The organism is Embleya sp. NPDC020886, from assembly GCF_044333915.1.
Lineage (GTDB): Bacteria > Actinomycetota > Actinomycetes > Streptomycetales > Streptomycetaceae > Embleya.
The window spans coordinates 214,253-232,039 of sequence record NZ_JBIRRX010000005.1; the positions used below are offsets into that span (position 1 = coordinate 214,253).

A 17,787-nucleotide genomic window follows, 5' to 3' on the forward strand; every position below is an offset into this window, starting at 1 on the left:
ACCGGTGTCGAGGTGTGCCCGAACCCTCGTGGAGCACGCACATACCTCGACACCGGGCCCGAAGGTGCTCCGCGCGATACGCCGGATTCCTTCCCTGCTGTCGGCGACAGCCTCTCATACGCCCGAAAACGCGCCGCGGCCCCCGCCCGAGGACGGGGGCCGCGGTTGCCGCGAGTGTGCTCGGGAGGCGTCCCGGGCGCGGGTCGGATCAGAACGCCGGGAGCACGTTGCCCTTGTACTCGTCGGCGATGTACTTCTTCACCTCGGGCGAGTTCAGCAGCTTGGCCAGCTTCTGCACGCGCGGGTCGTTCTCCTTGCCCTTCTTGACCACCAGGACGTTCGCGTAGGGGTTGTTCTCCGCCTTCTCCACCGCGATGCCGTCCTTGCCCGGGGTCAGCTTGGCGGTCAGCGCGTAGTTGCCGTTGATCACCGCGCCGTCCACGTCGTCCAGCGCGCGGGGCAGTTGGGCCGCCTCGATCGCCTTGAACTTGAGCTTCTTCGGGTTGTCCGCGATGTCCTTCTCGGTCGCCGTGGTGCCCGCGCCGTCCTTGAGCTTGATCACACCGTTGTCGGCGAGCAGCTTGAGCGCGCGACCACCGTTGGTGGCGTCGTTGGGGAACGCGACGGTCGCGCCCTCCTTGAGGTCGGCGAGCGACTTGACGTTCTTGGAGTAGAGGGCCAGCGGCTCCAGGTGCACCGGCACGACCGGGACCAGGGTGGTCTTCTTCTCCTTGTTGAACTCCTCCAGATACGGCTTGTGCTGGAAGAAGTTGGCGTCGACGTTGCCCTCGTCCAGGGCCGGGTTCTGCTGGGTGTAGTCGGCGAATTCCTTGACGTCCAGCTTCAGGCCCTCCTTCGCCGCGAGGTTGTCCTTGATGTACTTCAGGATCTGCGCGTGCGGGACGGCGGAGGCGGCGACCTTGAGCGGGTCGGAGGCGGACGAGCCCTTCTTGTCGTCGCTGCCGCAGGCGGCGAGACCGAGTCCGAGGGCGGCGACGGCGGAGAGGGCGACGAACTTGTCGATACGCACGAAGAGTGCCTTTCCGGGTGGTGCGGTGTACGCGGGCGGAATGCCTCGCGTCCTAACGGTGGGCGAGCCTGCGGGAGAGCAGATCGCCGAGGAATTGCACGAGTTGAACCAGGACGACGAGCACCGCGATGGTGACGAGCATCAGGTTCGTCTCGAAGCGTTGGTAGCCGTAGCGGATGGCCAGGTCGCCGAGGCCGCCGCCGCCGACCACGCCCGCCATCGCGGAGTAGCCGACGATCGCGACGATGGTCACCGTGATCGCGGAGATGATCGAGGGCACCGCCTCGCGCACGAGCACCTTGCGCACGATGGTGATCGTGCTCGCGCCCATCGACTGCGCGGCCTCGATCAGTCCCCGGTCCACCTCGCGCACCGCGGTCTCCACCAGCCGCGCGAAGAACGGGATGGCGCCCACGGTGAGCGGCACGATGGCGGCGTCGGTGCCGATCGTGGTGCCGGTCACCCAGCGGGTGAACGGGATCAGCGCGACCAGCAGGATCAGGAACGGAACCGAACGGCCCACGTTGACCACCAGGCCGAGCAACTTGTTCGCCGGCGCGAACGCGAGCGGACCGCCCCGGTCGGTGAGCACGAGCAGGAGCCCGATCGGCAATCCGATCAGCACGGTGATCAGCGTCGCGACGCCGACCATGTACAACGTCTCCTGGGTCGCGGTCTCCAGCAGCGGCCGCATCTCGGACCAGGTCATCTTCAGATCTCCTTGCCCGCGAGCGCCACGCCGTCGGCGGCGGCGACGTCGGCGTCCGACTCGATGGGGGTGGCCGGGCCCTCGTCGAGCACGTCGACCTGCAGGCCCTGCTCGCGCAGGTAGCCGATCGGCACCACGTTGTTCTCGAACGTGCCGTCCAGCGAGATCCGCATCCGGCCGATCTGCCGGCCGCCGACGCTCTCCACGGCCGCGCCCAGCACGTTGACGTCCACGTTGTAGGTGCGCGCGAGGGTGGAGATGAACGGCTGCGCCGTCTCCTCGCCGCGGAAGGTGATGTCCACCACGGTGCGGCCCGCCGGCACGCCGGGCGGGCCCAGCGGGAACATCTCCCGGGCCAGCCGCGAATCGGAACGGCCCAGCAGTTCAGCCACCGTCCCGGACTCGATGATCCGGCCGCCCTCCATCAGGGCCGCCGAGTCGCAGATGTTCTTGACCACGTCCATCTCGTGGGTGATCAGCAGGATGGTCAGGCCGAGCCGGTCGCGCAGGTCGCGCAGCAGCGCCAGGATCGAGCGGGTGGTCTCCGGGTCGAGCGCCGAGGTGGCCTCGTCGGACAACAACACCCGCGGCTCGGCGGCCAGCGCACGGGCGATGCCCACCCGCTGCTTCTGCCCGCCGGACAGTTGCGCGGGGTACGCCTTGGCGTGCTCGGCCAGCCCGACCAGATCGAGCAGTTCGCCGACCCGGCGGGCCCGGTCCCGGCGCGGGATGCCGGCGATCTCCAGCGGCACCGCGACGTTCCCGGCGACGGTACGGCTGGAGAGCAGGTTGAAGTGCTGGAAGATCATCCCGATGCCGCGCCGTTCGGCGCGCAGCGCGCTCGCGGACAGCGCGGTCAGGTCGCGCCCGCCCACCTCGACCACGCCCGACGTGGGGCGCTCAAGCAGGTTCAGGCAGCGGATCAGGGTGCTCTTGCCGGCGCCGCTGCGGCCGAGCACGCCGAAGATCTCGCCTTCCCGCACCTGCAGGTCGACGTGGTCGAGCGCGGTCACCTGCCGTTCTCGGCTGCGATAGACCTTGCTCAGGGCAGTGGTACGGATCACCGTGAAGTCCTCGGGTGGATGCGCGTGCCGAATCGGGCCCGATCAGGGGCCGCGCGATTTCGTCACACAGGGGGGCGTGGCGGGGATGACACCGGGGGCGCGAAGCGCTCGGCCCGGGTGAGGGATCAGGCCCTCAAATCCTCAACAGCCACACATTCGACAGGTCCGACACGAACGGCACATGCGACGACAACCCATGGCGTCAGCCGCGGTGTCGGATGTGTGAGCCGTCGTGAACATGATCCGATTAAAGCAGACACCCACCCGGCAATGGAAATGTCATCCCGCCGGGCTGCCTGCGACCGGAACCGGCGAAGCCCCGGCGGCCATGGATTCCATGGTCACCGGGGCTTCGGGGCCGCCGCGCGTCGCTTCGCGCGGCGCGGGTCGATCAGGCCGCGAGCACGGCCGTCTTGCGCAGGTAGACCAGGCTCAGCCGGGGGCTGATCTTCTCGATCCGGCCGGAGACGTAGCCGAGGCGCTCGTACAGGCGCAGGTTGTTCTCGCTGCGGTGACCGGTGAACAACTCGTACTCGGCCGCGTCGGCGAGCTTCTCCTCGATCGCGCGCAGCAGGCGGGTCCCGAGCATGTGCCGCTGCAGCCGGGGGTGCACGACCAGTTTGCCGATCCGGGCCACGCCGTCCTCGACGGTGCCGCGCACCGAGCCGACGACCTCGTCGCCCAGGCGTGCCACCAGGATGGTGTGCGTGTCGAACTCGGTGCGCAGGCTCTCCAGGCTCTGCGTCAGCGGCTCGATGCCGTAGTCGTTGTACAGGGCTGCTTCGCCCTGGTAACAGAGGTACTGAAGCTTGAGGATCTGCTCGGCGTCGGATACGTCCGCCGTGCCGATGCCTACGTTCTGCCCCATCGGATTGCTCCCCTGATCGCCCTGATCACCGTGCGGATGTGTGTGCCGCAGCGTCCTGTCACAGTGCCTTCGCAAAGGGGGAGGGTTGTCCCCTTTCGAACGCTCGCTTGAGCACTCGCTCGAACACTGCATTCGTCACTGTTCCACACGGCTTTTCCCGGTCTTCTACCCGGCCCTCACCTACGCGCAATCCGCCGTTCAGGCAACCGCTTCGGCCAACTGCCCTCGATCGAGTGATCGGCGGGTCGCTCGGTCGGTCCGCTACAGGCCGGTGACCCGACGCACGACGCCCTCCTTGATCGCCCGCACGGTCGAGAACGGCTCGGTGACCCGGTGCACCAGCAGGGTCAGGTGCGCGTCGGCGCCCACCACGTATCGCGATCTGGGCGACTTGACGGTGGCCGCCTCGACGATCGTGGCGGCCACCGTCTCCGGCTCGCTCCACAGCGGCTTCATGATCGAAAATCCCAGGTCCATCCGCTGGAAGGCGGTCGCGAACGCCCCACCGCGGTGCCGCTCGACGGCCTCGGCCATCTCGTCGGTGACACCGCTGCGGAAGCCGCCGGGCGAGACCACCACGACGTCGACCCCGGCGCCCGCCACCTCCACCCGCAGCGCGTCCGAGACCGCCTCCATCGCGTGCTTCCCGGCCTGATACCAGCCCAGCAGCGGGTAGTTGATCTGTCCGGCGAGCGAGGAGATCTGGATCACCCGACCCCAGCCGCGCCCGCGCATGTGCGGAATGGCCAGTCGGGCCAGCCGCATCGGGCCGAACAGCGCGGTCTCCATCTGGTGTCGGGCGTCCTCCTCGGACACGTCCAGCACCGGCGCGAAGGAGGTGCCGCCCGCGTTGTTCACCAGGACGTCGGGGCGCACCTCCTCGATCACGTCCTTGCCGCCCGCCGCGTCGGTGATGTCCAAAAGCACGGTGCGCACCTCGACGCCGGCCGCGGCCGCCGCCTCGGCGACCGCCTCCGCCTTCGCCGCCGTGCGCACCGTGCCCACCGTGTGCACGCCCGCCGCGGCGAACGCGAGCACGGTGGCCAGCCCCAGGCCCGAGTTGGCCCCGGTGACCAGTGCCGTTCTGCTCACGCGCGACCCGCCTCGACGCCGGCGGCACGCGATCTCGGCTGCCCGCGGCGCGCGCCGGCGCCTTGGACCGGCTTGGCCGCGGCGCTCATGCTCGCGCCCTTGCCGGCCCGTGTGGGCGAGCCCGCATCCGACGCCCCGGCCCCCCGGCCGCGCCGCGGCGGGGGCACCTTGACCACGGCCGCCGGCTCGACTTCGCCTTCGGCTTCGGTCTCGGGCTCGGGCTCGACCGGGAGATCGTGCGCGTGCCGTGCCGGCGCGATCTCGTCGGCCGCCTTCAGCAGCAGGTTGAGCTGCTCGACGATGCTGTCGGCCAGCGCGAACGGGTCCGGCAGCGCCTCCTTGTCCGCGAGCACGCCGATGTCGATCCGGTCGTGGTAACTCATGCCACCGATGAACAATCCGAAGCCGTCGGCGATGATTCCCATCGAATGAAATGCCTCCACCTTCTGCCCGTGGGCATACAGGGGCGTGCGCGGACCGGGCACGTTCGACACGGTGACGTTGCACAACGCGGGCAGCACGGACGCCAGTCGCGCGTCCCGGTACAGACCGCCCAGCAGGCCCAGCAGGGCCGGCGGCGGGGTCTCGGCCAGGCCGGTGAGCAACTCGCTGCCCATCGCGCTCTGTACGGCCTTGGCCGCGTCGGAGTTCTCGTGGATGCACAGCAGCCGCTCGGCGGGCTCCGCGACATCGGTGGCCAACCCCACGAGCATGCCGGTGATCAGGTTGCCGCCCGCCCGTTCGCCACCGTGCGTGGCGTCCACGGGCACCGTGGCGATCAGCTCCCGCTCGGGCAACTCGCCCAGCCCGTCGAGCTGTTCGCGTAGCGCTCCGGCCACGATCGCGAGCACGACATCGTTGACCTTGACCCCGAAGACGTTCTTGACCAGCTTGACGTCGGGCAACGACACGGTGCAGAACCCGTACGAACGCCGTTCGCCGATCGGCTCGTTGTACCGGGTCCTGGGCACGTTCAGGGGCAACGCCTGTGCCAGCCGCCCGGTCAGCGCGGCCTGCACGACACCCTGCCCCAGCCGCCCGAGTTGCCGACCCACCCGGACCGGGGTGCCGGCCAGCGAGAGCGCGCCCTCGCGCACCGCCTGCCAACCCTGCGGCGGTTCGATCACCTCGATCGGCGTGCCCACCGGAGCCGGGTCCACGTCGACCGGCGCGTGCGGATCCGCGTCGAAGAAGATCTCCTGCATGGCCGCGCCGGAACGGCCGTCGATGCACGCGTGATGCACCTTCCACAGATGCGCCACCCGCCCGTGCTCCAGGCCCTCGATGATCCACCACTCCCACAACGGTCGATCCCGCGGCAGCCGGTGTCGGTAGATCTCCTCGGCCATGGCGGTGAGTTCACGCCGGCCGCCCGGGGCCTCCAGGGTGGCCCGGCGCAGGTGGTTCGCCGGCTCGAAGTCGGGGTCCTCGACCCAGTGCGGTCGGGCCAGCCCCCACGGGCCCTGAACCAGTTTGCGTCCCAGCAGCGGCAGCCGGGGCAGCCGCGCGGCCAACGTGCGTTCGAAGGCCGCGTGGTCGACCCGGCCCCCGGTGTCGGAGGCGTCGACGATGGTCAGGCAGACCACGTGCGCCGGCCACTCCTGCGACTCCAGGGCCAGAAAAGCCGAATCCAGACCGGAGAGCTTCACCAGGTATTCCTCCTCCCGATGCCCGACGAGGTCAGGGCATCCTCGATGAAGCGGCGCGCCTCCCGGTTCCACACGGCTCCCAGGTGCGAGCCGCGGTACCAGCAGACGGATGGTTCCTCCCAGTGCTTCCAGAGCCGATACGCCTGCTGCGGGGTGGCCATGCGATCGGCCAGGCCGGCGTAGACGAAGCGGCGCTCCAACGGCACCCGAGGGGTGATCGCCAGCGGCGAGACCACCCGGTGGACCGTCTCGGCCTCGTCGCCGAGCAGGCCCGCCGCGCGCACCTCGCGCCTGATGTCCTCGGGCGCGTGATGCGACATCACCCACGCCATGTCGACCGAGGGGACGCCGACGATCACGCAGTCGAGTTCCTCCAGGCCCGCGACCAGGGCGGCGACGTACGCGCCGAGCGAGAGGCCGTGCACCGCGATCGGGGTGTCCCCCTGCCGGCGGATCCAGTCCAGGCAGCGGCGCACGTCCCACACGGCCTGGCCCAGGCCGTGCACGTTGCCGAGGTAGTCGAACGAGATGAACGGCGTGTCCTGGGCCCGCGCGGACTTGCGCGGCCCGTGCATCGGCAACACCGGGTGGATCACGTTGACGCCCAGTTCGCGGTGCAACCGCAGCGAGTGGAACGCGGTCAGGTCGCCCGGACGCCCCATGCCGAAGCCGTGCAGGTTCACCAGCCACGGCCGCGGCTTGCCGGGGTGGCGCAGCACATACGCCCACACCCGCTGGTTCGCGCCCGCCGCCTGCCACCGGGTGGCGCCCGGCACGCCCGCCCAGGGCACGTATTCGCTGTCGAAGGCGAGCTGTTCGTACCCGATCGTGCCGTAGAGCCTGCCCCGCACCACCGGATCGATCAGCGCCGGCGGCCGGGGATGGAACAGGGTCGGGTCGTCCAGATAGGTCTCGGCGCGGAACTTGTGCACCGCGTCGGAGATTTCCTCGCGGATGCGCCGGGCGTCGTCGGGATCCGGCGAGAGCCGGCCGGTCGCCAGCAGCGCGACCACGACCTCGTCCAGGAAGGCCGCGTAGACCAGCCCCGGCGTGGGAAACACGGTCGGCATGTCCGGATAGTGGCGGCGTTCGGCCCGCAGCGAGCGCACATACGAGCGCACGCCGAATCCCACGGATTGCGGCACGCTGCGCAGCAGCCCGCCGATCGGCAGCTCCGAGAGCATGGAAGCGGACTTCGCAGCCTCGAAACGTATGCGGCGCAGGTGATCGAGCACGCCGATCCCTCCCCTCGATCAGGGCCGACCCTAGTACGCGACGCACGGAGCGAACACGGCCAATCGCGTTTGGTAACAGCGATTTCACATATGGGACTGGAACCTCGACTTCCGCTCACATCCGCGCAACAGGCGCGAAACCGACTGCAATTCGTCCCTGGGCACGACCGCCGATTCCCGACATGCCGATGGGCCCGCTTCCTCCCCCCGGAGAATGCGGGCCCATCGTCTCAGCTCGAACGCGGCGCCGTGGTGTTACACGCCGGCCCACTTGCGCTGGGCGGCCAAGTCCAGCCGAATCTCCGCGAGTTGCTCGGCGACCCGGACCGGGGCGGTGCCACCGCGCCCGTCCCGCGAGGCCACCGAACCGGCCACGGTCAGCACCGAGCGCACCTGCGGGGTCAACTCCGGCGAAATCTCCGCGAGTTGATCATCCGTCAGGTCCCACAGTTCGAGCCCACGCGGCTCGCAGTACTTCACACAGGCGCCCGCCACGTCGTGCGCGACCCGGAACGGCGTGCCCTGACGAACCAGCCACTCGGCGATGTCGGTGGCGAGCGAGAACCCGGCCGGAGCCAACTCCGCCAGCCGCTCCCGGTGGAAGGTCAGCGTGGCGATCATCCCGGTGAACGCCGGGAGCAGGACCTCGAGCGTGTCGCACGAGTCGAAGACCGGCTCCTTGTCCTCCTGGAGGTCGCGGTTGTAGGCCAGCGGCAACGCCTTGAGCGTGGCCATCAGCCCGGTCAGGTTGCCGATCAGCCGCCCGGACTTGCCGCGCGCGAGCTCGGCGATGTCCGGGTTCTTCTTCTGCGGCATGATCGAGGACCCGGTGGAGAAGGCGTCGTCCAGGGTCACGAAGGAGAACTCCTTCGTGTTCCAGATGATGATCTCCTCGGCCAGCCGGGACAGGTTCACCCCGAGCATCGCGGTGACGAACGCGAACTCGGCCGCGAAGTCGCGCGAGGCGGTGCCGTCGATCGAGTTCGCCGCGGACGCGGAGAAACCCAGGTCGCGGGCCACCGATTCGGGGCTGAGGCCGAGCGAGGAACCCGCGAGCGCACCCGAGCCGTACGCGGACACGTCCGCGCGCCGGTCCCAGTCGCGCAGCCGGTCGGCGTCGCGAGCGAACGCCTGCACGTGCGCGAGCAGGTGGTGCGCGAGCAACACCGGCTGGGCGTGCTGGAGGTGGGTGCGGCCCGGCATGACGGCGTCCGGGTGCGCGGCGGCCTGTTCGACCAGCGCCTCCTGGAGGTCGGCCAGCAGCCGGCCCAGGATCCGGGCGTGCTCACGCAGGTACATCCGGCCCAGGGTGGCGATCTGGTCGTTGCGCGAGCGGCCCGCGCGCAACTTGCCGCCCAGGTCCGGGCCCAGGATTTCGAGCAGGCCGCGCTCCAGCGCGGTGTGCACGTCCTCGTCCGCGATGGTGGCGACCAGGTCACCGGACTCGACCTTGGCTTCCAGCGTGTCCAGGCCGGCGAGCATCCGGGTCAGCTCGTCGTCGGTGAGCAACTCGGCCGCGTGCAGCACCCGGGCGTGCGCGCGCGAGCCGGCGATGTCGTACGGCGCGAGCCGCCAGTCGAAGTGCACGCTGGCGGAGAGCAGGGCGAGGGCTTCGGAGGGGCCGCCGGAGAAACGGCCACCCCACAGGCTCACCCGATCGGGGTTGTTGGTCACGAGTGATCGTTGTCCCGTCGTGCGGCAATCTTGCTGGACAGGCCGAACAGTTCGATGAAGCCCTTGGCCTGCGACTGGTCGAACGTGTCGCCGGTGTCGTAGGTGGCCAGGTCGAAGTCGTAGAGCGACTGGTCGCTGCGCCGACCGGTGACCACGGCCCGCCCACCGTGCAGGGTCATCCGGATGTCGCCGGACACGTGCCGGTTGGCCTCGGCGATGAAGCCGTCCAGGGCCCGCTTGAGCGGGGAGAACCACAGGCCGTCGTAGACCAGCTCGGCCCAGCGCTGCTCGACGGTCCGCTTGTAGCGGGCCAGTTCGCGCTCGACGGTGACGTTCTCCAGCTCCTGGTGCGCGGTGATCAGCGCGATCGCGCCCGGCGCCTCGTAGACCTCGCGGCTCTTGATGCCCACGAGCCGGTCCTCGACCATGTCGATCCGGCCGATGCCCTGGAAGCCGGCCCGCCGGTTCAGCTCCTCGATCGCCTGGAGCATGCCGACCGCACGACCGTCGATGGCGACCGGCACGCCGTGCTCGAAGGTGATCACGACCTCGTCCGCCTCGCGCGGGGTGGCCGGGTTCTGGGTGTACTCGTACACGTCCTCGATCGGCGCGTTCCAGATGTCCTCCAGGAAGCCGGTCTCCACGGCCCGCCCGAAGACGTTCTGGTCGATCGAGTACGGCGACTTCTTGCTGGTGGCGATCGGCAGGTTCTTCGCCTCGGCGAAGGCGATCGCCTTGTCCCGGGTCATCGCGTAGTCGCGGACGGGGGCGATGCACGTGAGGTCGGGCGCCAGCGAGGAGATGCCGACCTCGAACCGGACCTGGTCGTTGCCCTTGCCGGTGCAGCCGTGCGCGACCGTGCCGGCGCCGTGCTTGCGCGCGGCGGCGACCAGGTGCTTGACGATCACCGGGCGCGAGAGCGAGGACACCAGCGGGTAGCGGTCCATGTACAGGGCGTTGGCCCGGATCGCCGGCAGGCAGTAGCCCTCGGCGAACTCGTCGCGGGCGTCCGCGACCTCGGCCTCGACCGCGCCACAGGCCAGCGCCCGCTTGCGGATGATGTCCAGATCCTCGCCGTTCTGGCCGACGTCGACGGCCACCGCGATGACCTCGGCGCCGGTCTCCTCGGCAATCCACTGGATACACACGGAGGTGTCGAGACCTCCGGAGTAGGCGAGTACGACGCGCTCGGTCACGAGCGTGCTCCTTCGAATGAGTGGTCGGGCAGATGTGCTGCGGTGTTTCGCCGGAGCCGAGCGCTCGAGCGGGGTGCGGAAGTACGGGAGTGCACAGGTACGGGTGGGCCGGGTCCGGGCCGGCTACGCCTTGTTCTCGGCGAGCGCCAGCAGGTGGGCGGCCAGCGCCGCGCCTCCCTCGGGGTCGCGCGAGACCATCAGGATGGTGTCGTCGCCGGCGATGGTGCCCAGGATCAGCCGGGACTCGGCGTGATCCATCGCCGAGGCCAGGAACTGGGCCGCCCCGGGAGGGGTGCGCACCACCACGAGGTTGCCCGACGCCTCGGCCGACACCAGCAGTTCGCCGGCCAGCCGGGACAACCGTCCCTCGACCGCGGACTCCTCGAGCGGCGCGCGGGGGGTGCGGTCGCCGCCTTCCGCCGGTACGGCGTAGATGAGCGAGCCCTCGCCGTCGCGGATCTTGACCGCGCCGAGCTCGTCCAGGTCCCGGGAGAGCGTGGCCTGGGTGACGGCCAGGCCGTCCTCGGCGAGCAGTCGGGCGAGTTGGTTCTGCGACCGGACCCCGTTCCGGGTCAGGATGTCGACGATCCGCCGGTGTCGGGCGATCCGGGTGCTGGGCACCGCGTACACGCCCTCGACCGGGGTCGCTTCACTGCTCTGCTCGCTGCTCATGGGACGACCTCGCCTAGCGTCGGACTCGTCGTCGTCGGATGTCGGTCACGGTGTTCCTCCGGCGGGTGCGGCGGCGAGGCCGGCGTCCAGGATGGCGGGCAGGGCTCCGAGCAGCGCGTCCACGTCCGCGTCGTCGACGACGAGCGGCGGGGCGAGCCTGACCCGGGTGGGCACGGCGGCGTTGACGAGGAAGCCCGCGTCCTGCGCCGCCTTTTGCACGACCGGCGCCACCGGTGCGGTGAGCACGATACCGATCAACAGGCCGGCTCCGCTGACCCGGGCGACCAGCGGATGGGCGATCTTTTCGATCCCCGCCCGAAGTTGCTCGCCCAGGCGCGCCGAACGCCCGCACAGGTCCTGGTCCTCGATGGTGTCCAGCACCGCGAGCGCCGCGGCGCAGCACACCGGATTGCCGCCGAACGTGGTGCCGTGCTGGCCGGGCCGAAACAGCTCCGCCGCCGCGCCGAACGCCACACAGGCGCCGATCGGCAGGCCGCCGCCCAGGCCCTTGGCCAGGGTGACCACGTCCGGCTCGATGCCCAGCGGCTGGTGCGCGAACCAGGCGCCGGTGCGGGCTATGCCGGTCTGGATCTCGTCCAGGATCAGCAACGCGCCGTGCGCGGCGGTGATCTCCCGGGCCGCGACCAGGTAGCCCTCACCGGGCATGACCACGCCGTTCTCGCCCTGGATGGGCTCCAGGATCACCGCGGCCGTCCGCGGACCGACCGCGGCGCGCAGCGCCTCGATGTCGCCGTAGGGCACGAAGTCGACACCGCCGGGCAGCGGGGCGAACGGCTCGCGCTTGGCCGGCTGGCCGGTCATCGCCAGCGCGCCCATGGTGCGGCCGTGGAAGCCGCCCTCGGCCGCGATGATCTGCGGCCGGCCGGTGCGCCGGGCGAGCTTGAACGCGGCCTCGTTGGCCTCGGCGCCCGAGTTGCCGAAGTAGACCCGGCCGGGGCGGCCGAACAGGCCGAGCAGCCGTTCGGCGAGCGCGACCGGCGGCTCGGCGATGTAGAGGTTGGACACGTGGCCCAGCCGGCCGAGCTGCTCGCTCACCGCGGCGGCGATCGCCGGGTGGGCGTGGCCGAGCGAGTTGACCGCGATGCCGCCGAGGAAGTCGACGTAGGTGTTGCCCTCGCTGTCCACGACCCGCGCCCCAAAGCCGCTGATCAGCTCGATCGGGGGTGTGCCGTAGTTGTTCATCAGCGACTCGTTCCACCGCCGCGTCAGTGCGCCGGTCCCGGTGGTCGTCATGCCGTCCCCTCCGCCTGGTGGTCGTCCTGTCCGGCGAAGGCGCCGGCCTGCCGGGCCGGGACCACCATGGTCCCGATCCCCTCGTCGGTGAACACTTCCAGCAACAGCGAGTGCGCGACCCGCCCGTCCAGGACGTGCGCGGCGGGCACCCCGGCCCGCACCGCCCGCAGGCATGCCTCCATCTTGGGGAGCATGCCGCTGGACAACGTCGGCATCAGCGTCGCCAACTCGTCGGCGTCCAGGCGCGATATCACCTCGTCGCTGGTGGGCCAGTTCGCGTACAGGCCCTCGACGTCGGTGAGCACGACCAGTTTCTCCGCGCCCAGCGCGACCGCCAGCGCGGAGGCCGCGGTGTCCGCGTTGACGTTGTAGACGTGCCCGTCGGCGCCGCGGGCGATCGAGGAGATCACCGGGATGCGGTTGTCCTGCAGCAGCGCCTTGATCGCGCCGGGGTCGACCTCGACGATGTCGCCGACCAGGCCGATGTCGACCGCTTCGCCGTCCACGATCGCGTGCCGCTTCTCGGCGGTCATCGTGTGCGCGTCCTCGCCGGTCATGCCGACCGCGAACGGGCCGTGGTCGTTGATCAGGCCGACTATCTCGCGCTGTACCTGGCCCGCGAGCACCATGCGCACCACGTCCATCGCCTCGGGCGTGGTCACCCGCAGGCCGCCCGCGAACGAGGACTCGATGCCGAGTCGGTCCAACTGCGCGCTGATCTGCGGGCCGCCGCCGTGCACGATCACCGGGCGCAGCCCGGCGAAGCGCAGGAACACCAGGTCCTGCGCGAAGGCGCGCTTGAGGGCGTCGTCGACCATGGCGTTGCCGCCGAACTTGATCACCACGGTCTTGCCGTAGAAGCGCTCCAACCACGGCAGCGCCTCGATCAGCGTGCGCGCCTTGGTCAGTGCCGCATTGTTGCGCCCCTGTTTGCCGGCCGATTCCGTCCGCATCCCGCTCCCCCTCGTCTGGCTGCCCGTACCGGTCATGACGAGTAGGCCGAGTTCTCGTGGACGTAGTCGGCCGTGAGGTCGTTGGTCCACACGGTCACCGCGGCCTCGCCCGCGTTCAGCCTGGCCACGATGTGCGTCTCACGCGGGGTCATGTCGACCAACTCGCGGTCCTCGCCCACGAAGCCGTCCCGGCACACCCATACGCCGTTGAACGCGACGTCGAGCCTATCCGGGTCGAAGGCCGCCTCGGTGGTGCCGATCGCGGCCAACACCCGGCCCCAGTTGGCGTCCTCACCGTGCACGGCGCACTTGAACAGGTTGTTCCGGGCGATCGAACGGGCCACCTCCAGCGCGTCCGCCTCGGTCGCGGCGTCCACGACGTCGATCCGGATGTCCTTGCTCGCGCCTTCGGCGTCGCCGATGAGCTGCCGGGCCAGATCCCCGGCGACCGTGCGCACCGCCTCGGCGAACGCGGCCGGGTCGGGCTCGACGCCGCTGGCCCCGGAGGCCATCAGCAGCACGGTGTCGTTGGTGGACATGCAGCCGTCGGAGTCGATCCGGTCGAACGTGGTGTGCGTGGCGCCGCGCAGCACCGCGTCCAGCGCCTCGGCGTCGACCGCGGCGTCGGTGGTGAGCACCACGAGCATCGTGGCCAGGCCCGGCGCGAGCATGCCCGCGCCCTTGGCCATGCCGCCGACCGTCCAGCCCGCGGGGTCGGTGACGACGGACTGCTTGTGCACGGTGTCGGTGGTCTTGATCGCGATCGCCGCGTCCTCGCCGCCGTCCGCGCTCAGCGCCGCGGCGGCCTTGGCCACGCCCGGCAGCAGCTTGTCCATCGCCAGTTGCAGGCCGATCAGCCCGGTGGAGGCCACCACGATCTCGCCCGCGTTGAGCCCGAGCAGCTCGGCGACCCGTTCGGCGGTGGCGTGCGTGTTGCGAAAGCCCTCGGTGCCGGTGCACGCGTTGGCGCCGCCGGAGTTGAGCACCACCGCCTGCACCTGGCCGGCCTTGACCACCTGCTCCGACCACACCACCGGTGCGGCCTTGACCCGGTTCGAGGTGAACACGGCCGCGCCGGCGATCGAGGGGCCGTCGTTGACGACCAGGGCCACGTCCGGCAGGCCGGTGCTCTTGAGGCCCGCGGCCACGCCCGAGGCCCGGAAGCCCTTTGCTGCGGTGACGCTCACGGCGCTACCCCCGTCTTGGTCAGTCCCAGGTCCTCGGCCAGTCCGAGGGCGATGTTGGTGCTTTGAATCGCGCCGCCGGCGGTGCCCTTGGCGAGGTTGTCGATCGCGCCGACCACGACCAGCCGGCCGGCCCGCTCGTCGACGGTGACCTGCAACACGGCGGTGTTCGCGCCGTAGACCATCGCGGTCGCCGGCCACTGTCCCTCGGCCAGCAGGTGTACGAAGGGCTCGTCGGCGTAGGCCGCGCGGTACGCCGCGCGCACCGCCTCGGCGCTCACGCCGGGCTTGAGCCGGGCGGTGCAGGTGGCCAGGATGCCGCGCGACATCGGCACCAGGGTCGGGGTGAAGGACACCGTGACGTCCGCGTCGGTGACCGCGCGCAGGCCCTGGATGATCTCCGGGGTGTGCCGGTGCACGCCGCCCACGCCGTAGGCGCTCGCGGAGCCCATCACCTCGCTGCCGAGCAGGTGCGTCTTGGGCGCCTTGCCCGCTCCGGAGGTGCCGGAGGCGGCCACCACGACCCAGTCGGGTTCGACCAGGTCGGCGGCCAGCGCGGGCACCGTGCACAGCAGCGACACGGTCGGGTAGCAGCCCGGCACCGCGATGCGTTTGGTGTTCGCCAGCGCGGCCCGGCCGCCCGGCAGCTCGGGCAGTCCGTACGGCCATGTCCCGGCATGGGAGGATCCGTAGAATTCTTCCCAGTCCGTCGCCTCCCGCAGGCGGTAGTCCGCACCGCAGTCCACCACGAGCACGTCCGCGCCCAGTTGCGCGGCCAGCGCGCCGGACTGTCCGTGCGGCAGGGCCAGGAAGACCACGTCGTGCCCGGCGAGGTTCTCGGCGGTGGTCTCGGCGAGCACGCGGTCGGCCAGCGGCAACAGGTGCGGCTGCAACTCGCCCAGGCGTCGGCCCGCGTTGGATCCCGCCGTGAGCGTGCCGATCTCGATCTCCGGGTGCGCGAGCAACAGGCGCAGGATTTCTCCGCCCGCGTAGCCACTCGCCCCGGCCAGTGCCGCCTTGGCCCCCATACCGCCTCCTCGTGAGGAGCATGACTATACGGAACTACGAATCTCTATGCAAGTACGGTGGGTGACCGCCCGGCCGGACCCACCCCGCGTCGTTCCGGCAAGCCTGCCGCCGGTCGCGCCACCCCAGTAGGGCGTAGGCCGGTGCGTTAGGATCAGCCGACTTCGGATACGCGCCCCCCAGTGGGCAGTCGACCGCCGGCGGGACGGCAGCGACGCGCAGCAGACGGCGGGCGCCCCCGCCCAGGAAACGAACGAGACCACGTGACCCCTCCCCCCGGCACCTCCGGGCCCGCCGGCGCCGCCAGCGCCACCGGCTCGGACCTACAGTCCTCGACCGGCGAGCCGCGATCGGCTCCCGAGGCGGACCCGGCGCAATCCCCGGACGGCTCGGTCGAGACGTCCCCGGCGCGCCCTCGACTCGCCCGCGTCCCGTTGCCGGACCTGCTCGCGCTGGGACTGCCCACGCTGGTGTTCGCGATCATGGGCTGGCACCAGCGCTGGATCACCGACGACGGCCTGATCTTCACCCGCGCGGTCCGCGAGATCCTGGCCGGCAACGGCCCCGTGTACAGCTCGGGCGAACGCATCGAGACGTCCACCAGCACCCTGTGGCAATGGCTGCTCGCGCTGCTCGGCCGGCTCACCCCGTTCGACTACGCCCCCACCGCCGTCTACGCCGGTCTGATCCTGGCCGTCGCCGGCCTGTGGCTGTCCCTGGACGGCACCCGCCGACTCTTCCGCGGCATGGCCGTCACCCGCCTGCTGCTGCCCGCCGGCGTGCTCGTGTTCATCGCCGTCCCCTCGGTGTGGGACTTCGCCACCGCGGGCATGGAGACCGGCCTGATCCTGTTCTGGATCGGCCTGTCCTGGTGGTTCCTGATCGGCACCTGGCTGCGCCCGGTCGACACCCACACCACCCGCCGCACCCTGGCCCTGTCCCTGTGGTTCGGCCTGGGCCCGCTGGTCCGCCCCGACCTGGGCCTGACCATGGTGATCCTGCTCGTCGCCCAGTTCCTGCTGATCGGCGCGCGCTGGCCCAAGGGCCTGGCGATGCTGGCGTGCGCCGGCTTCCTGCCCGCCGCGTACGAGATCTTCCGGATGGGCTACTACGGCCTGATCTTCCCGATGCCCGCGCTCACCAAAGAGGCGTCGGGCTCGCTGTGGGGTCGCGGCTGGGACTACCTGACCGACTACATGCGGCCGTACCACCTGTGGATCCCAATGATCCTGATCCTGGCCGCCGTCGGCCTCGCCCTCACCCGGCGCCGCCCCGCCGACCGCCGCACCTGGATCGTCGTCGCCACCCCGCTGGTCGCGGCCCTGGGCCAGACCGTCTACGTGCTCAAGGTCGGCGGCGACTTCATGCACGGCCGGATGTGGCTGCCGATCCTGCTCCTGGTGCTGCTCCCGTTCCTGCTCGCCCCGCTGGACCGGCTGGTCACCCCGGCGATCGTGCTCGTCGCGGCCTGGGCCGTGGTCTGCGGCACCACACTGCGCTCGGGCGTGATCACCACGCCCGCCCCCAACGGCCACGGCAACCAGGTCTGGAACGAACGCGACACCTACGCGGCCTGGACCCGGACCGACAACCCCACCACCGAGGAAGCGCACATCCGGACGCTGCCGACGATAGAAGAGGCGTTCCGCAACGAGAAGGCGACCGGAGAGCGTCTGTTGTTCGTGGACCCGAACTACATGCAGATCCCACCGCTGCCGCTGCGCCGCGATCTGCCGTTCGACAAGGGCCTGGTCATCGGTCGCCTGGGCGTGGGCGGCTCGATCACCCCGCTCGGAGGTGTCGTGGTCGACGTGTGGGGTCTGTCCAACACGGTCGGCGCGCACATCACCGAGACCCAACACACCGCCGCGGGTCACAAGAAGCTGCTGCCGTTCGCCTGGAACGTCGCGCTCTACGTCGACCCCTCGGGCGACGCGCTGGTCCCGGAGAAGGCCGCGACCGCCGAGCAGATCCGGGCCGCCCGGGCCGCGCTGCGGTGCGGCGACCTGGCGGAGCTCGTCGACTCGGTCAGCGAGCCGATGTCCGCGTCGCGCTTCTGGAAGAACCTGACCGGCGCCGCGGGCCGCACCGACCTGCGGATTCCGGCCGACCCGATCGAGGCCGAGAAGAAATTCTGCGCGTCCTCCTGAGCCCGCCATCGGCACGGCGGGCGTTCAACAG

Annotated in this window: 15 protein-coding genes; 1 reads left to right on the plus strand and 14 read right to left on the minus strand. The window is 70.7% G+C overall.

What is annotated here, in order from left to right; all coding sequences use genetic code 11:
• Window positions 1-208 precede the first annotated feature (208 nt).
• The 14 genes from ACH4U8_RS20145 to argC form a co-directional block, all read right to left on the minus strand.
• On the minus strand, window positions 209-1,030 hold the full coding sequence (locus ACH4U8_RS20145; protein ID WP_395779103.1) for a MetQ/NlpA family ABC transporter substrate-binding protein: 822 nt from the start codon (window positions 1,028-1,030) through the stop codon (window positions 209-211).
• Between the two features lie 52 nt (window positions 1,031-1,082).
• Window positions 1,083-1,739 (minus strand): methionine ABC transporter permease, encoded by a 657-nt coding sequence (locus ACH4U8_RS20150; protein WP_360306263.1) that lies wholly within the window; start codon window positions 1,737-1,739, stop codon window positions 1,083-1,085.
• A 2-nt stretch (window positions 1,740-1,741) separates the two neighbouring features.
• Complete coding sequence (locus ACH4U8_RS20155; protein ID WP_360306265.1) at window positions 1,742-2,803, minus strand: ATP-binding cassette domain-containing protein; 1,062 nt, start codon at window positions 2,801-2,803, stop codon at window positions 1,742-1,744.
• Between the two features lie 391 nt (window positions 2,804-3,194).
• Window positions 3,195-3,671 carry a GNAT family N-acetyltransferase gene (locus tag ACH4U8_RS20160; protein ID WP_360306267.1) on the minus strand — a complete coding sequence of 159 codons (477 nt, stop codon included), beginning with the start codon at window positions 3,669-3,671 and terminating at the stop codon, window positions 3,195-3,197.
• A gap of 261 nt (window positions 3,672-3,932) precedes the next feature.
• Window positions 3,933-4,763 carry an SDR family NAD(P)-dependent oxidoreductase gene (locus tag ACH4U8_RS20165; RefSeq protein WP_395779105.1) on the minus strand — a complete coding sequence of 277 codons (831 nt, stop codon included), beginning with the start codon at window positions 4,761-4,763 and terminating at the stop codon, window positions 3,933-3,935.
• Window positions 4,760-6,412: a wax ester/triacylglycerol synthase family O-acyltransferase gene (locus ACH4U8_RS20170; RefSeq protein WP_395779107.1), complete on the minus strand. Its 1,653-nt coding sequence runs from the start codon at window positions 6,410-6,412 to the stop codon at window positions 4,760-4,762. Before ACH4U8_RS20170 ends, ACH4U8_RS20165 begins: the two co-directional genes overlap by 4 nt.
• The gene (locus ACH4U8_RS20175; protein ID WP_395779109.1) at window positions 6,409-7,647 is read right to left on the minus strand and encodes an alpha/beta hydrolase family protein; all 1,239 of its coding nucleotides are present in this window, start codon (window positions 7,645-7,647) and stop codon (window positions 6,409-6,411) included. Before ACH4U8_RS20175 ends, ACH4U8_RS20170 begins: the two co-directional genes overlap by 4 nt.
• A 255-nt stretch (window positions 7,648-7,902) precedes the next feature.
• Window positions 7,903-9,321, minus strand: a complete 1,419-nt coding sequence (gene argH, locus ACH4U8_RS20180; protein ID WP_395779111.1) for an argininosuccinate lyase — start codon at window positions 9,319-9,321, stop codon at window positions 7,903-7,905.
• On the minus strand, window positions 9,318-10,517 hold the full coding sequence (locus ACH4U8_RS20185; protein WP_360306277.1) for an argininosuccinate synthase: 1,200 nt from the start codon (window positions 10,515-10,517) through the stop codon (window positions 9,318-9,320). Before ACH4U8_RS20185 ends, argH begins: the two co-directional genes overlap by 4 nt.
• A 123-nt stretch (window positions 10,518-10,640) precedes the next feature.
• A complete protein-coding gene (locus ACH4U8_RS20190) occupies window positions 10,641-11,189 on the minus strand; it encodes an arginine repressor (RefSeq protein WP_360306279.1) in 549 nt (182 codons plus the stop codon).
• Window positions 11,190-11,234: 45 nt separating this feature from the next.
• The gene (locus ACH4U8_RS20195) at window positions 11,235-12,443 is read right to left on the minus strand and encodes an acetylornithine transaminase (RefSeq protein ID WP_395779113.1); all 1,209 of its coding nucleotides are present in this window, start codon (window positions 12,441-12,443) and stop codon (window positions 11,235-11,237) included.
• Window positions 12,440-13,396, minus strand: a complete 957-nt coding sequence (gene argB / locus ACH4U8_RS20200) for an acetylglutamate kinase (protein WP_360306283.1) — start codon at window positions 13,394-13,396, stop codon at window positions 12,440-12,442. Before argB ends, ACH4U8_RS20195 begins: the two co-directional genes overlap by 4 nt.
• A gap of 32 nt (window positions 13,397-13,428) precedes the next feature.
• On the minus strand, window positions 13,429-14,583 hold the full coding sequence (gene argJ / locus ACH4U8_RS20205) for a bifunctional glutamate N-acetyltransferase/amino-acid acetyltransferase ArgJ (RefSeq protein WP_395779115.1): 1,155 nt from the start codon (window positions 14,581-14,583) through the stop codon (window positions 13,429-13,431).
• Window positions 14,580-15,608: an N-acetyl-gamma-glutamyl-phosphate reductase gene (argC, locus tag ACH4U8_RS20210; RefSeq protein ID WP_360306287.1), complete on the minus strand. Its 1,029-nt coding sequence runs from the start codon at window positions 15,606-15,608 to the stop codon at window positions 14,580-14,582. The genes argJ and argC overlap by 4 nt, the downstream gene beginning before the upstream one ends.
• Window positions 15,609-15,869: 261 nt before the next feature.
• Here argC and ACH4U8_RS20215 point away from each other — a divergent pair, with 261 nt between their 5' ends.
• Entirely contained in the window at window positions 15,870-17,756 is a 1,887-nt protein-coding gene (locus tag ACH4U8_RS20215) for a hypothetical protein (protein WP_360306289.1), read from the plus strand.
• The last annotated feature ends 31 nt before the right edge of the window (window positions 17,757-17,787 follow it).

Coding starts and splice junctions, on each gene's coding strand:
- ACH4U8_RS20150 (WP_360306263.1), bottom strand. CDS start 1,739: ATGACCTGGTCCGAGATGCGGCCGCTGCTGGAGACCGCGACCCAGGAG.
- ACH4U8_RS20160 (WP_360306267.1), bottom strand. CDS start 3,671: ATGGGGCAGAACGTAGGCATCGGCACGGCGGACGTATCCGACGCCGAG.
- ACH4U8_RS20190 (WP_360306279.1), bottom strand. CDS start 11,189: ATGAGCAGCGAGCAGAGCAGTGAAGCGACCCCGGTCGAGGGCGTGTAC.
- ACH4U8_RS20195 (WP_395779113.1), bottom strand. CDS start 12,443: ATGACGACCACCGGGACCGGCGCACTGACGCGGCGGTGGAACGAGTCG.
- argB (WP_360306283.1), bottom strand. CDS start 13,396: ATGCGGACGGAATCGGCCGGCAAACAGGGGCGCAACAATGCGGCACTG.
- argC (WP_360306287.1), bottom strand. CDS start 15,608: ATGGGGGCCAAGGCGGCACTGGCCGGGGCGAGTGGCTACGCGGGCGGA.